Source organism: Flavivirga abyssicola (assembly GCF_030540775.2).
In the GTDB taxonomy this organism is placed as follows: domain Bacteria; phylum Bacteroidota; class Bacteroidia; order Flavobacteriales; family Flavobacteriaceae; genus Flavivirga; species Flavivirga abyssicola.
Genome location: NZ_CP141266.1, coordinates 3,203,953 through 3,219,374, shown reverse-complemented (window position 1 = coordinate 3,219,374; position 15,422 = coordinate 3,203,953). Strand labels below are relative to the sequence as shown.

At 31.6% G+C, this 15,422-nt stretch carries 14 protein-coding genes; 6 read left to right on the top strand and 8 right to left on the bottom strand.

Features of this window, described 5'->3' with window-relative positions; translation table 11 throughout:
* The first annotated feature begins 47 nt into the window (after positions 1–47).
* Entirely contained in the window at positions 48–1,115 is a 1,068-nt protein-coding gene (locus Q4Q34_RS13555) for a DUF3810 domain-containing protein (protein WP_303315939.1), read from the top strand.
* 1 nt (position 1,116) lies between these two features.
* Here the strand turns inward: Q4Q34_RS13555 and Q4Q34_RS13550 are convergent, their stop codons facing one another.
* Both Q4Q34_RS13550 and Q4Q34_RS13545 read right to left on the bottom strand, forming a co-directional pair.
* A complete protein-coding gene (locus tag Q4Q34_RS13550) occupies positions 1,117–1,911 on the bottom strand; it encodes a DUF6503 family protein (protein WP_303315941.1) in 795 nt (264 codons plus the stop codon).
* Between the two features lie 117 nt (positions 1,912–2,028).
* Positions 2,029–4,638, bottom strand: coding sequence for a T9SS type A sorting domain-containing protein (locus Q4Q34_RS13545; protein ID WP_303315944.1), 2,610 nt, complete (start codon positions 4,636–4,638; stop codon positions 2,029–2,031).
* A 38-nt stretch (positions 4,639–4,676) separates the two neighbouring features.
* Between Q4Q34_RS13545 and Q4Q34_RS13540 the strand changes: the two genes are divergently transcribed.
* The 4 genes from Q4Q34_RS13540 (at position 4,677) to Q4Q34_RS13525 (ending at position 9,610) form a co-directional block, all read left to right on the top strand.
* A complete protein-coding gene (locus tag Q4Q34_RS13540) occupies positions 4,677–5,477 on the top strand; it encodes a TrmH family RNA methyltransferase (RefSeq protein WP_303315945.1) in 801 nt (266 codons plus the stop codon).
* A gap of 90 nt (positions 5,478–5,567) precedes the next feature.
* Positions 5,568–6,800: a M48 family metallopeptidase gene (locus tag Q4Q34_RS13535; protein ID WP_303315946.1), complete on the top strand. Its 1,233-nt coding sequence runs from the start codon at positions 5,568–5,570 to the stop codon at positions 6,798–6,800.
* 151 nt (positions 6,801–6,951) lie between these two features.
* Positions 6,952–7,467: a pre-peptidase C-terminal domain-containing protein gene (locus tag Q4Q34_RS13530; protein WP_303315949.1), complete on the top strand. Its 516-nt coding sequence runs from the start codon at positions 6,952–6,954 to the stop codon at positions 7,465–7,467.
* 340 nt (positions 7,468–7,807) lie between these two features.
* Positions 7,808–9,610, top strand: a complete 1,803-nt coding sequence (locus Q4Q34_RS13525) for a DEAD/DEAH box helicase (RefSeq protein WP_303315952.1) — start codon at positions 7,808–7,810, stop codon at positions 9,608–9,610.
* A 143-nt stretch (positions 9,611–9,753) separates the two neighbouring features.
* Here Q4Q34_RS13525 and Q4Q34_RS13520 read toward each other — a convergent pair whose 3' ends face one another.
* The 3 genes from Q4Q34_RS13520 to Q4Q34_RS13510 all read right to left on the bottom strand — a co-directional run bounded on the left by Q4Q34_RS13520 (position 9,754) and on the right by Q4Q34_RS13510 (position 12,528).
* Entirely contained in the window at positions 9,754–10,674 is a 921-nt protein-coding gene (locus tag Q4Q34_RS13520; protein WP_303315954.1) for a ThuA domain-containing protein, read from the bottom strand.
* A gap of 78 nt (positions 10,675–10,752) precedes the next feature.
* Positions 10,753–11,541 carry a class I SAM-dependent methyltransferase gene (locus tag Q4Q34_RS13515; RefSeq protein WP_303315955.1) on the bottom strand — a complete coding sequence of 263 codons (789 nt, stop codon included), beginning with the start codon at positions 11,539–11,541 and terminating at the stop codon, positions 10,753–10,755.
* A 141-nt stretch (positions 11,542–11,682) separates the two neighbouring features.
* Entirely contained in the window at positions 11,683–12,528 is an 846-nt protein-coding gene (locus Q4Q34_RS13510) for a hypothetical protein (RefSeq protein WP_303315956.1), read from the bottom strand.
* Positions 12,529–12,869: 341 nt separating this feature from the next.
* Between Q4Q34_RS13510 and Q4Q34_RS13505 the strand changes: the two genes are divergently transcribed.
* The gene (locus tag Q4Q34_RS13505; protein WP_303315957.1) at positions 12,870–13,646 is read left to right on the top strand and encodes a carboxypeptidase-like regulatory domain-containing protein; all 777 of its coding nucleotides are present in this window, start codon (positions 12,870–12,872) and stop codon (positions 13,644–13,646) included.
* 128 nt (positions 13,647–13,774) lie between these two features.
* Here Q4Q34_RS13505 and Q4Q34_RS13500 read toward each other — a convergent pair whose 3' ends face one another.
* Genes Q4Q34_RS13500 through Q4Q34_RS13490 form a run of 3 tightly spaced genes read right to left on the bottom strand, consistent with a single transcriptional unit; the run spans position 13,775 to position 15,382 of the window.
* Positions 13,775–14,152 carry a VOC family protein gene (locus Q4Q34_RS13500; protein ID WP_303315958.1) on the bottom strand — a complete coding sequence of 126 codons (378 nt, stop codon included), beginning with the start codon at positions 14,150–14,152 and terminating at the stop codon, positions 13,775–13,777.
* Between the two features lie 5 nt (positions 14,153–14,157).
* Complete coding sequence (locus Q4Q34_RS13495) at positions 14,158–14,685, bottom strand: SRPBCC family protein (RefSeq protein WP_303315959.1); 528 nt, start codon at positions 14,683–14,685, stop codon at positions 14,158–14,160.
* Positions 14,686–14,728: 43 nt separating this feature from the next.
* Positions 14,729–15,382 carry a TrmH family RNA methyltransferase gene (locus Q4Q34_RS13490; protein WP_303315961.1) on the bottom strand — a complete coding sequence of 218 codons (654 nt, stop codon included), beginning with the start codon at positions 15,380–15,382 and terminating at the stop codon, positions 14,729–14,731.
* Positions 15,383–15,422 lie beyond the last annotated feature (40 nt).

Sequence of the window (15,422 nt, the reverse complement as noted above, 5' to 3'; positions counted from 1 at the left end):
TGAAAAAACAGCTGTTATTGGGTACTAATTTTTATTACTTTTGGTAGATGTTGAAGAAGAAAAAGACCTTATTAGCGCTATCGTTAATTCCGCAATATGTATTAATAAAATGGATGTCTAAGTATCCTGAATTTGTAGAGCAATTTTACAGTAATGGAATCTACCCCTTTATTTCAAAAATTTTTAGGTATACCTTAGGCTGGTTACCCTTTTCATTTGGTGATTTGGTTTATACGCTTTCCATTATTTACATCGTTCGTTGGTTTTATAAAAACCGAAAACAATTAAGAAAAAATACAAAACAATGGTTTGTAGATGTGTTTTCGGCCATAGCAATTATGTACTTTGTATTTCACCTATTTTGGGGATTTAATTATTACCGATTACCATTACATAAAAGTTTAGATATTGCTAATGACTATACTACCGAACAATTAATTTTTGTGACTGAAAAATTGATTAAAAAATCGAATGCCCTTCATTTAAAAATTGCTAAAAATGACACGATTAAAGTTGACTTGCCTTATAGCAAAAGTGAAGTATTAAAGATGACTCCTGTGGGTTATGAAAATTTAAAACAGGTATTTCCTTATTTGGAATATGTCCCAAAAAGTGTAAAAAAATCATTATACAGTTACCCACTAACTTATATGGGGTTTAGTGGCTACTTAAACCCATTTACCAACGAAGCTCAGGTTAATGGATTAATTCCAGTCTATAAAGTACCTACTACTTCATCTCATGAAATTGCTCATCAATTAGGTTATGCAGCCGAAAATGAAGCTAATTTTATTGGGTGCATGGCAGCTATAAGTCATGATGATGTGTATTTTAGATACACAGGCTTCACCTTTGGTTTACGTTTTTGCTTGAATGAAATTTACAGACGCGACCCATGCATATATGAAGATATGGTTGCAGATGTAAATAAAGGTATTTTGAAAAATTATAGAGAAATTCGTGAGTTTTGGGATGCTCATGAAAACCCTACCGAACCTTTATTCAAACTATTCTATGGTAACTTTTTAAAAGCCAATAACCAGAATAAAGGCATGGAAAGTTACAGCTATGTGGTTGCTCTATTAGTTAATTATTTCGAAACTGAAAACTTGTAGATTATTCTACAAGCGTTGCGCCTTCTGGAACTTTAAAAAGAGCTGCATTTGGTTTGTCGGTGGAAAGTTTAATATTAATAAACTTCATATCGTTTTTCTTTGTCGTGGGCACATTGTTTTCGTAATTGTACCATGTCAACGTTTTTGGTAATAACAGTCCTTCTATAGTTTGCCAGTCACTATAGTTTATATATCTAAAATTCTTACTTTTTTCTTTTGAAAAATAAGTGACGGTATAGCTTAACCACGTCATTTTATTAGTCTCTGGATCATAATACAAAACATATTCATCTTCTGAAGACTCTCCTACCCCACTTTCATAAGAAACCTTAATTCCTGGATATGATTCACCCTCAAACACTAAAGGTTCTACTTCATCATAAATTATTCCATCATCTGCCAATATAAAAGGCATAGTATAAAAATAAAACATCAAATTATAATAAAATCTGGCATTCCCTTTATATGCTAATGAGTCTTGTTGTTTTAACCATACATGATTACCATCAAAACCAATTTTAAAGGTTTCTGTTTCAATTAGTGATTCCCTACTTTTTAAAGCTGTTGTTGTCTTTTCGTTACCTTCAGGATGCTCTATTTCAAATACCAAACCCTGCATCTTATTCCATGTATCTAAACCTCCGTGGGCTTTAAAGACCTTTGATATATTTTCTGGATAGATACTTGTGGTTACATCTAGATGCTCTTCAGAATAGCTTATAGTCTCTTTAGTACCTGAATTCTTTTTACAGGATACAAACAAAACTATGATCGCTAAAAAAAGTATATTTTTCATTTTTATATTTTGAATTAGTTGATTCTTTTTGTCGGTTACAAAAGTACTTCTTTACAACAAAAAAAGCTTCAGATTAAATCTGAAGCTTTTTTTAATAAATAAGGTTAAAACTATATATTATTTAACAATCAATTTTTGTGTAACATCATTAATATTATTATTTATCTTTAAAAAGTACATACCTCTTTTTAAGGATGACACATTTATTTGTGCAATATTACCTTGTAATGCCTTTATTGAATTTAATATCAATTTTCCCTGAATATTATAAATACTTACATTTATTTTATCACTAATATTTTTATCAAACTTTAATTCAACAATATCTGTTGCTGGATTAGGTGAAATTGATACGTTAAACTTGTTAAACTTTTTATTGCTTAATGTAGTGGTAAATTCTGTATTAAATGTATTGGTTATAACGGCTGGATTAAAATCAAAATAAATTTCAGCTGTATTCGGTATGATATCTCCAACACTATAACCAGCTAAGGGTTTTATTTTATAATAGACATAACCATGACTATTGGGCTCATCCATATCCTCACTTGGCAAATGAATATTATCAAATTTCCAATTTAATTGGCTATCTATTCTTGTAAAAACATAATCATGACTTGCACTCAGCATTTGAATGGTCGACTTATCCAATTTCGCATTCAATGTATTATCAATAGATACATTTATAGCATCAGCAGTTCCAACGTTTTGAAATCTAACGGTGTAATATAAATAATCATTATTCCCAAACTCATCATAAAGAATCTCTGGACCATGGGACTCTGCAATATCGTTTGGATCGTACGATCCTATTACCGTTTCTGATAATATAGACGTGTTATTTTCAGTTGACAAATCTGTAACTGAATATGTCGCTGTGTTTGTCAATAAAGTTCCTAAACTCGTAGGTATAGGAACATTCATGCTGACTATAACTGCTTGTTGTTCATTAGGCTTTAAATCGACAAAATCTAAAGTAAAACCACTCGCTGTATTGTTTACACTGTACCCTGAATTAACATTAGTAACCTCATTAAATGTTACTAATGGATCATGAACAAATTCAATTGTACCCGAAGACACTGTTTCCAAACCTTTATTTTTGATTATTAAACGATTATAATAATCAAATCCGGGTCTTGGAGGTGCATAAGAGGCTAAATAAACAGCTATATCTCCACATTCTTGCACTTTAGTAACAGGAAAGTCGTAATTAGCCGTACTTCCATTTAAAACACTTATATCATCATACGATACCGTAGTAATATCATAGCAAGCATCATATTCTGTAAATATATTATAACTAATATCATACGTGTTATTTTCATCATCACTTATAATATTGAATATACCATTAGACGAATATAGAACATGTTGAACACCATTATTATTTTTCTCATAAGTAAGCGTTCCATTTAAAAAGTTTATTTCATCATTTTCAAAAGCAGAGTTACTATTGGCATCGTAAAATGCATTAACTTCTATTATGCCTTTCGTTGTACAATCTTGAACAATTAATTGTAATTCTAAAATAGTAAAACATCCATAACCTTCCATATCTTCAACATCGACATATATGGTTTGAGGATTAGTGGTATTAGTATAATTTTCATCAATACTGCTACCATATTCATCATCCTTATCTGTATGAAAAGAGATATCATATATAATTCCTCCACTGTTAATTTGATTACGAATTACAGATAAATCAAATAACGCAAATCCATCACCACTTTCATCATCACAAATTTCATAAGGTTCTAAAAGGCTTACCAATGGTGGTATATAAACAGAAAAACTAAATGAAGTTACTGAATAAGTTCCTCCAATACTTTCATCTACCCTGGCATATATTGTTTCAGAATTTGAAATATTATAAATCGTAGGTAATTGATTCATTTTAGTTTCCGCATCAGCTTGTGTTAAGTAATAAGAAACAGTAAAATTATCCGAGTTTTGATCCCCTAAAATAGTAACATCGTACGTTGCTAAATCTGTAGCAATTATACCATCCTGATCATCATCACAAACACTAATATTACCAGGAGTGCTAGCCTTGGCAAACAAAACTCTTAAATAAAAAAAAGAGGAGACTTCAACATAGTCAGAACTATTATGTTCCACTCTCACATAAATATAATCAGCATTCGTTTTATTTACAAAACTCGAAGGATTTGGAATAGCATTGATTCCATTATCAACATCAGTCTTAGATTCATGATAAGTAACCGTATAGTCATCTTTACTATTAGTCCCGCAAAATACATCAACCGTTGTTAAATCGAAAGTTGCAATACCATCTGAATCATTATCGTAAACATCCAAACTTGGTATATTGGTTAATATTCTTTTAACTTCAATAGGATTTTCGCTAGCTAAATATTCAATATCATCTGGTACAATTTTATTTGCTCTATAATAGATAGTTTGAGGAGTTGAAACATTTATGAAACTTTCTGGATTTACTATAGGGTTTGTTTCATTTAACATATCCTCTCTAGTTAGATAATAAACAATTGGATAATACTGCTTTGGTAAACCTTTATCAACTCTACAAAATGTTTCAAAAGGAAATGAGTCTACTAAATTAAATACAGCAAAACCATCATCATTATCATCACAGGCATATGCTGGTGTGTACCCACAAGGTGGCGGTGGTCCTTGTACTTGAGAGTAAACAGAAAAAGAAAATAAAATGAAAAGAGAGAATAGTAATACTTGTTTCATATTTATAGTAAATTTGTAAAAACAAAACTAGCTAATAATTGTCTACAAAGTTAATAACCAGCACACAAAACACATTTATTCGACAACTCACTCAATTAATCGATAAGTCACGAGATCGAAGAAAAAGTGGCTCATTTTTAATTGAAGGCAAGCGTGAAATTTCATTAGCATTAAAAGGTGATTATGAATTAGAAACGATTCTAATATATCCTGAATTATTCTCTTTAGAACAACTAAACGACTTAAAAAACAAACAGCTAAACATCATAGAAATCTCTAAAGAAGTGTATCAAAAATTAGCCTATCGAAATACTACTGAGGGCGTTCTTGCTGTTGCTAAAAGTAGAAATCATAGCATAACCAATTTAAAATTCAACACCAAAAACCCTTTAATTCTGGTTGCTGAAGCTCCCGAAAAACCTGGAAATATTGGCGCTATTTTAAGAACTGCAGATGCAGCAAATGCAGATGCTGTTATAATCGCTAACCCTAAAACGGATTTATATAATCCAAATATTATAAGGTCTAGTGTGGGTTGCGTGTTTACAAATCAAATTGCTACTGGTAGTACTTCAGAAATTATTGCTTTTTTAAAAGAAAATACTATTAATATTTACTGTGCTGCTTTACAAGCCTCTGTTGAATATCATACTCAAGATTTTACAAAATCGGCTGCCATTGTTGTTGGTACAGAAGCAACTGGATTAAGTAATGAATGGTTAGAAAGTTCGACTCAAAACATTATTATCCCCATGCAAGGTGAAATAGACTCTATGAATGTGTCTGTTGCTGCGGGAATTCTTATTTTTGAAGCGAAAAGACAGAGAAATTTTCTTTGAAAATCTCGCAACACCCCAAAATATGAATAACAAAACTCAATTAAATGCTTTTGGGTTTTTGAGCTTAACATATTGAAATTTAAATTATATATGACATCTACAACTTTATTTTACATCATCATTGCTATACTTATAATTAACTTTTTAGTTGATAAAATCTTAGATGCTTTAAATGCCAAGCATTTTAATGACACACTTCCAGAAGATTTAAAAGATGTTTATGATGTAGCTGAGTATAAAAAATCACAGAATTATAAAGCAACCAATTATAAATTTGGGATTTTAACATCTACATTTTCTATTCTTTTAACTTTAGGTTTTTTGCTTTTTGACGGGTTTGAATTTGTAGATAATATAGCACGAGGTTATAGTGATAATCCAATTATTATTGCGCTTATTTTCTTTGGAATTATTATGATTGGTAGTGATATAGTGTCTACACCTTTTTCTTATTATAGCACCTTTGTTATTGAAGAAAAATTTGGATTTAATAAAACTACCATTAAAACATTTATTCTTGATAAAATAAAAGGCTGGTTGATGATGGCCCTTGTTGGTGGTGGTATTTTAGCACTTATCATTTGGTTTTATCAAGTTACTGGCAATCATTTTTGGCTTTATGCTTGGGGATTGGTAGCACTATTCACTTTATTTATGAATATGTTTTACTCAAAACTTATCGTACCATTATTCAATAAACAAACCCCTTTAGAAGATGGGGGTTTACGAGATAAAATTTCTGAATATGCACAAACAGTTGGTTTTAAACTGGACAAAATATTTGTGATTGATGGCTCTAAACGCAGTACAAAAGCAAATGCCTATTTCTCTGGATTTGGTAGTGAAAAACGCGTGACACTTTATGATACTCTAATTAATGATTTAGATGACGAAGAAATAGTTGCTGTATTAGCACACGAAGTTGGACATTATAAGAAAAAACATATTATTTTTAATTTGTTTGCTTCTATTTTACTAACAGGTTTAACGCTTTTTATTTTATCGCTTTTTATTTCAAATCCATTATTATCAAATGCTTTAGGTGTAGACATTCCAAGTTTTCATATTGGACTTATTGCTTTTGGGTTACTATACTCCCCTATTTCTGAAATTACAGGTTTAATTATGAATGTATTTTCCAGAAAGTTTGAATACCAGGCGGATGATTATGCCAAAAACACCTATAAAGGAGAACCTTTAATTACATCGCTTAAAAAACTTTCTAAAAATAGTTTGAGTAACTTAACACCACACCCTGCTTATGTATTTATGCATTATTCGCATCCTACTTTGTTGGAACGGATTAGGAATTTAAGAGCCTAAGAAAAATTAGGTATCTAATAGGTTTTTACCATAGTATCTCACACATGATTTTATAAGTAAATTTCATAAAAACATATTATTTTTTTCTAAAAAGGGTAACATTCTCATGGCCTAGTTGATGTAAACATGTAAAACATTAATTAATCTAGTCATGAGAACTCAAATTAAAAACACTGTAATAATACTATTAGCTGTACTTTTTGCCAATTGCTCCAAAGATGATGACACCCCTATAGACAAAGGTCTTACATTGTTCGAAACAACAGAGGAATGGAACTGTAATTTGTCTGAAACCTGCGAGGATATTTATCAATTTGAATTTAAAGAAGGAACCAGAATATCAATAAGTATCGAAAATATCACAGGCAAGTCTGTTGTTTCGTTAGATTTATCTGCTGATTTTGGAGAGTTTGGCGGTCCAAACTTACTTACCGAAGGTAAACTTACTTATTATGGATGTACTACACAAGATGAAAGTGTATCTGTTACTAACGTTAATATTTCTGAAACTGGTATTTATAATTTGGCCGTTGCTAGAGATTGGAGCTTGAGTGCTGGGTTTGATGGTGCTTATAAATTAACAATAATATCGGACACAACATTTACAGAAGGCGAAACACCAACAAACGATACAGAAGCTACAAACTATGAAAGAGAATGTATTTAGCTTTATTGTTAATCCTTTTTATAAAAATCCCGAGGTTTCGGGATTTTTTTTGGTGCGATTTAATGATTACGGAAGCTTATCTTGAGCGAAAACAAAAGGTAGACACGATATCGTAAAAGCATGTTATAATACCAAAAAAAATATTTATTAGAAATTCAATTAATAAGATTCCCACCTTCGCGAGAATGACAAATAAAAAAAGCTTACCTTTGCCGCTTGAAACTCAGAAAGTGAGTTAAATTCCTCAGAGTGAGGGTGTGTTATTAGAAGTTTAAGGTTAAGTATGTCGATTCGCTTCTTTATGTAACACTACATAACATAATCGAATACTTATACAAGAATGAGCACATTCCAAGAATTAGGTCTTAATGACGACCTATTACAAGCAATTACAGATTTAGGGTTTATAAAACCAAGTGAAGTCCAAGAAAAAGCAATCCCAATTTTATTAGAGTCTGAATCAGATTTAGTGGCATTAGCCCAAACAGGAACTGGTAAAACAGCAGCATTTGGTTTCCCTATGCTAGAAAAAATTGATGTCAATAGCAGAACTACACAAGGTTTAATTTTATCTCCAACTAGAGAGCTTTGTTTACAGATTACCAACGAAATGAAGCAATACGGAAAGTATTGTAAAGGCCTTAATGTCGTTGCTATTTATGGTGGATCTAGTATTACTGACCAAGCTAGAGAGGTGAAAAGAGGCGCGCAAATTATTGTAGCGACTCCTGGACGTATGAAGGATATGATTAGCAGACGTATGGTTGATATTTCTAAAATACAATATTCTGTTTTAGATGAAGCTGATGAGATGCTGAATATGGGTTTTAAGGAAGATATAACGGATATACTTTCTCATACCCCTGAAGACAAAAGCACTTGGTTATTTTCCGCAACCATGCCAAAAGAAGTAGCTACTATTGCTAAAAAATTCATGAGTAGTCCACAGGAAATTACGGTTGGAAATAAAAATGAAAGTACAAGCAATGTATCGCACGAATATTATTTAGTAAATGCCAGAGATCGTTACCAAGCTTTAAAACGATTATCGGACGCCAACCCAGATATTTTCTCGGTAGTATTTTGTCGCACCAAACGAGACACTCAGAAAGTAGCAGAACAGCTCATTGAAGATGGATATAGTGCTGGCGCTTTACACGGTGATTTAAGTCAGAACCAACGTGACTTAGTCATGAAATCGTTTAGAAATAAACAGATACAAACACTAGTAGCTACGGATGTAGCTGCGCGTGGCATTGATGTTGACGATATTACCCATGTTATAAATTATCAATTACCAGACGAAATCGAAACGTATACTCACCGTTCTGGACGAACTGGACGAGCTGGTAAAACAGGGGTTTCTATGGTGATTGTTTCTAAAAGTGAGGTACGTAAAATAAAAAGTATTGAGCGTATTATTAAACGTCAATTCGAGAAAAAAGATATTCCGGATGGAGCGGAAATTTGTGAAGTACAATTAATGTCTCTTGCTAATAAAATACATAACACTGAGATTAATCATGAAATTGATAAGCATTTATCAAGTATTAACGAATTGTTTGAAGACACAGATAAGGATGAATTGATTAAAAAGTTCTTCTCTGTTGAGTTTACACGTTTCTATAATTATTATCAAAAATCTAAAAACCTAAATGTTTCTGATGATGGTGGTCGTGATCGAGACGGTGGACGTGATTTTGGAGGCAAGTCCAATTCTACACGCTACTTTATAAATGTTGGCAATAAAGATGGTTTTGACTGGATGAAGCTAAAAGACTTCTTAAAAGAACAGTTACAACTTGGAAGAGATGATGTTTTTAAAGTCGAAGTAAAAGATAGCTTCTCGTTTTTTAATACTGAAAATGAATTAAAGGAAAAAGTATTGGCTTTCTTTACAGACTTTAAACACGAAGGTCGTTTTGTAAATGTTGAAGTATCAGAAAATCGTGGTGGTGGAAGACGAGGCGACAGAAACCGAGGCAGAAGGCGTGATGATAGAAAAGGTGGTGGAAGACGCGACGATAGAAGGTCTGGCTCTGGAAACAGAAGTGAAAGACGTCGCTCTGAAGGCGCTTCAAAACCAAGACGTTCTGATTCCGGTAATTCTGGCGCATTTAAACCTAGACGATCAAGACGATAAATAGTTTTTAAAACTGTATAAATTAAAAAAATAGCTTGTGTCCATGACCTAAGCTATTTTTTTAATTCTCCAAATATACTATCCTAATGCTCTTACACTGGATTGATTTTTGTTAGCTCAATATATTTATCATTCAGTTTGTCTTAATTTTTAGCATCAACTTCTAAGTCAACTAACTCTATGCTATGCTCTGAGGGGAAGTTATTGGGTACTTTATAAGATACTTTTCCGGTAGCTAACCATTCTGCTGCACGAATTAAAGTGGTTTGAAATCCGACACATCTATAGCTTAAAGGGTAAATGTCTCCTTTCCAAAGATGTCCCATAGATGAATTATAAACCCTTCCTTTACCATAGGATATTACCCATTCTACTGGCCAGTTGATATTAGTCTCTTTATCTTTGGCATATGAAAGCATAGTCATGTTTTTAGCGGGACCTCTGGCATACTTATAAAGTTCCATATTTGGTGTTTTCCATTTCTTGGGAAAATCTTTATTAATAGAATGATCATTTAAGGTATAAATAATTTCGTCATTTCTTGGTCCGTGGTATGTCGATTTCCCTTTGCCAACGGGAATTCTTATGACTTCTTCTCCTTCATTAATTTGTAACGCTACCCCTGCTTCTTTTGACCTCCAACCTAATCCAATCATTAAATTGTATGCTTCCCAATCCGGAAAAGCATTATTCGCAGAATGAAGTATATATAAACCACCTCCGGAACGCAAGTATTCTTCCATTTCTTTCTGTACAACTCTAGGCCACTGTATCTTTTTGTTATGAATATTATTAGTGTTTTGTATAACAACATCGTAATCTTTAAATTTTGGTCGCCAGTTTTCCCATGCTATATCTTCAGGCTCAGAAGGTGCTGTTGAAATGTCAACTTCAAACAAATTACTTTTTTCTAAGATTGTTTTAACAATTAAAGACGTTTGTTTCCAATCATGATTACTAAACCCATCTACAATTAATACATTTAACTTATCGGTATAGGAATGAGCAAACATAATATGTCCCCAAAAAAGAAATATTGCTGATTGAAAAAATAATTTTACCATTTAATTTAATTAACCCTTTGCTTCATCTTGAATGAATTACAACGATTTTGAATACCTCTCTTTTCAATGACGTTATTTTTAACTACGAATAATTTTAATCTTTTTTTTAAATTCTTCAAAGGTTATTAAGTTTAAGTATTCTTTTCTGTTATTATTCAATGCATCATATTCATAAAACTTATTTATTTTGTCAATATTCTTACCTATTGGTTGAGTTTTTGATAAAATTCCAACACCCCAATCTGAATCAATACAGCATGAGTTTATAAGTTCATTACAGCGCCATTTTAAAAATGCTTTCCAGGTTGTTCCGTTCCAATTACTATGAGCAGGTGTAAATTTATAATTATGTTCCACTCTGGCATGCCATTCTGTTGGTGGATTACAGTCATGAAGTACTATATAACCATCTTCTTTGATATATTTTAATGAGTTCTTTATATCCTTATCGACTTGCTCTGCGAGATGAAGACCATCAATAAAAATTACATCAAACTTAATTTCCTTGGAGAGAATTTTTTCATTTTTAAGTGCTTCAAAAAACTCATCACTAGTCAATGCAAAATCAACAGGGTTTTCTTCAAATTCAATTCCAGGGTCTACAGAATATTTTTTACCTGCCTTAATATGATCAAAATTGAGAGTGGGATCACGAACGCCAATTTCAAGATAAGTAGTCTTAGTATCAAAAAGAGACAAAATATAATTAATTATCTCTGTTCTTGAAGGATCCTTTTTTCTTTCTATTTCATCTCTTTTTTGCCCATTAATATAAAAACGATCATTTAAATAAAATTTACCCAATACATAGTATTGAATGGGTTTAATTTTTAGCAATTTTTCTTTTATTGTATCTAAAAAACTCATGTTTTAATTTAATTTTTCACAGCAGTGTTTGTTTCAAAACCAATTTTACCTCTCTAAGACAAGATTAAGGGCTAAAACGGTCTTTGGTTAAGCCCAAAATTGAGCAATTGTTTTTTATAGTTGTGCTCAGTAATTTCATTCTCAAACTAATTCTGCATCTCTAAACATTAATAAACTCAACATCAAAGCTCTTAATTTTGTCAGTTTAGAAGAGTCAACTGTGAATCTCTCATTAACTATTCCAGTATAAAAATTAATCAAAGGCGAGAATTTTGCTCTTTGTTCCTTATCCATAAGAACCCTAACAAATTCTTCGTAGTTAATCTGAGAGTTTAAACCTCCATCATTTTTTTCTAAGAATTCACCAAATGCAGTTTGTAACCCGTATGGGATTCCCCCTTTCATTACCGCCGATAATCGTATAAATTTTATCAATTCTTCAATAGGAAGTAAGCCATCTAGCATCATCACTTCAGATATTTTTGTCCAGCCAACCGTATGCTCGTCATTTATTACGTCCTCGTAACATCTAAGTAATTGATCATTATTATTTTCTATTTTACTTTGCAATGTCGTTTTAACCCTTAATTTTAAAAAAGGATATTCCTTAAGCAATTGGTTTATTCTATTATATAATTGTGCGTGCATAAATATCGTGGTTATCAAGAAATATCCACCTGCTCCTAATTCTGGTTTGGCAGAATCTTTCCAATCAAGAAAATACCAATCAAAACTCTTGTTTTCGATAGATTGGGGTAACTGCATATTTATACTTTCCTTTTCAAAAATTTTCTTTTCAATATGAGCTAATCGATGAAATAACTCGTCAGCACTATGTTTTAAAGGGAAGAAATATTTGAATTCTTGTTCTTTTTTAACTTCTATTTCCTTATTTCTTAAATTAGTTTTTATCGAAACAAAATAAGTTATAATAGCCGAAATGCCCGCAGTCAATATTGTAATAATAAATGTGATTAATGTCTCCATTTAAGTCTTTAAGGTTATTAAGTACAACTGTCGAATAAACATAATTGTGTTTATTTCTATTATGCCTCAACTCCAAATATAAGTATAGTTCTTACAAAGAAAATTATTTATTATTGATTTTACAATAACATACATATGTATTCATTATTGTCCCTGTATAATCGACAATGAATACATAGATACCAAAACCAATAAAATTTAAGTATTCATTACATTTTATCTTCATAAAAGTCCCAATCCATATGCTAAGGTTAAACTTTTTTGTTAATTTTAAGTCAAATTGCGACTAAACTGTGACTTTTGCCGTTTTGTTTAGTATTTTAGCTATTGAATTTTAGATTATGAAAAACTACCTACTTCTTTTTATTTTAATATTTACTTCTGTCATTTGTATAGGGCAAGAAGCCGATAAAGTTTTAGGTGTTGTTATTAATTCTTCAAATGGTGTAGCACTTGAAAATGTAAACATTGTTAACCTCAATCAAGTAATTGGTACTACTACCAATAAAAAAGGTGAGTTTAAAATTTCTGCTAAAGCAAACGATACATTACATTTTTCGTTTTTAGGTTTCAAATCTATAAAAGTTAGAGTTACTAACGACTGGTTAAAGTTTGGAAGTTCGAATATTGAATTAACTGAATCGGCCTTAGCCCTAGAAGAAGTCGTCGTAAAACAACTTAAACTTACGGGATATCTAGAGGTAGACATAAAGCAATTACCTGTGGCTAATAATAATTACCGTTACAGTATTTCTGGGTTACCGAGTACAGGTTATGAAGCCGGTTCTAAAGGTACAATAACTAAAATTATTGGTTCCATTTTTAACCCAGCAGATTTTTTACACCGTATGTTTGGTAAAAAACCAAATGAATTACGAAAGTTAAAGAAGATGAAAGAGGATGACGAAATACGGAATTTGCTAGCATCTCGTTTTGACAGAGAAATGCTTACTGCTTTGTTACAGGTAGATCGTGTTGATTTAGATGAAATCGTAAGCCAATGTGATTACTCTAAAGGTTTTATACAAACTGCAAACGACTTACAGATACTTGACGCTATTAGCGAGTGTTATGAAGAATATAAAGTCTTAAGCAGAGGTAGAAGCAAAAGAATTTAAATCCCCCGAAAGAGGTTCTCTAAAAAATTATATATTTTCATTTAGAGCATAGTTAAGCATCTTATCAATTTTCAAAGCCTTAAGAGATTCTTCACTGCATTCAGAATGACACTTCAACCACTTACTTTTTATGCTCTAGAATGTAATGCTATTCTATTACCTTCACTATCAATAAAGATAGCCATGTAGCCAATATCCGGTGAAATTTGTGTTTTAGTTTGAATGACCTTACCTCCAGCATCTTCTACCCGATTCAACTCGTTATTAACATCTTCTGAATTAAAATATACTAAAGTTCCTTTTTTATCACTTGGTTCATAAGCTTGATTTTGAATTAAAGAACCAGAAGCTCCTGGTTTTCCTTCATCAAATGGGAACCATCCCATTAAAGTCTCTCCAAAATCTTGGGCTTGCACGTTTATTTTGAATACTGTATTGTAAAAATCTATGGCGCGATCCATATTAGTTACAGGAATCTCAAACCAACCTACCATATTATTATTCATAATTTCTAATTTTCTAAGATTTCTTTTAAACTGGCTAAACCTTCTTCAAAATCTTTCCCTACATGTTTATCAACATTATAAAGCATCATAAAGATATTTGCAGGAACTTTATTAACTCCAGAGAATCCCCAAGTAACTTTCGTTTTACCATCACCAATATCTTCAACACTAGTAACCGCATCAGACTCAGATTTCCAAGGTTTAAAAAATCGTAACCTAGCTTCTACACGATCATTATCAATAATGTTTGTTATTTCTTGTTCTCCCAAACCAACCTCTTTATTACCATCCCATTTGGCAATAAACCCAATTTCACCATCATTACCTATAAATTCTTGTTTCATATCTGGATCCTTCTTTTTCCAAGGCGACCAATTATCTTGGTTTTTTATATGTTTTAAGTATTGAAATACCTCTGGAAGTGGTTTGTTAATTATAATACTTCGATTTACCTTATATTTTTTTGGTGCTATAAGTGCTAAAAGGATAAATAAACCAACAATGGTAAGCACTACATAAAGAACTATATACATGATTAACAGATTATTAATTAGTGATTTAAAATTACAAAAATTATTACTGACTATAAAAACGGTCAACAATTTCATCGTAACTTTTAATAGTTTTTGTTATCCAATCCAAACGTTTTTCTAACATATCCTCCTCTGTTAATTGCCAGCTAATATTTGATTGTCTTAGTTTAGTAGTAACATGCTGTAAAATAATGGCAGCGGACACTGAAATATTTAAACTTTCAGTAAAACCGACCATTGGTATTTTTAAATAACTATCGGTAGCATCCATAACTTCTTGGGATAACCCTTCGGTTTCTCTTCCAAAGAAAAAACAGGATTTTTTAGTGATATCAAACTCATGCAATTCGCAATCGTTTGTATGCGGTGTCGTTGCGACTATCTGATACCCTTTTTCTTTTAAATCTGAAATACAATCGTTTACAGTTTGATATCTATTTAGATCAACCCATTTTTGAGCACCCATAGCTATTTCTCTATCTATGCGCTTAGAGTTACGTTCTTCAACAATATTAACCTCCTGTATTCCAAACACATCACAACTTCGTATTACAGCACTTGTATTATGTAATTGATAAACATCTTCTGTAGCTACCGTGTAATATTTGGTTCGCTGTGATAAAACCTTATCAAAACGCGCTTTCCGATGTTCTGTTAAATACGTTTCTAAATGCTCTAAAAGTTTTAAATCTACCATATTAAAATGTAAACATCGAATTTAATAAAATTGAATGAGA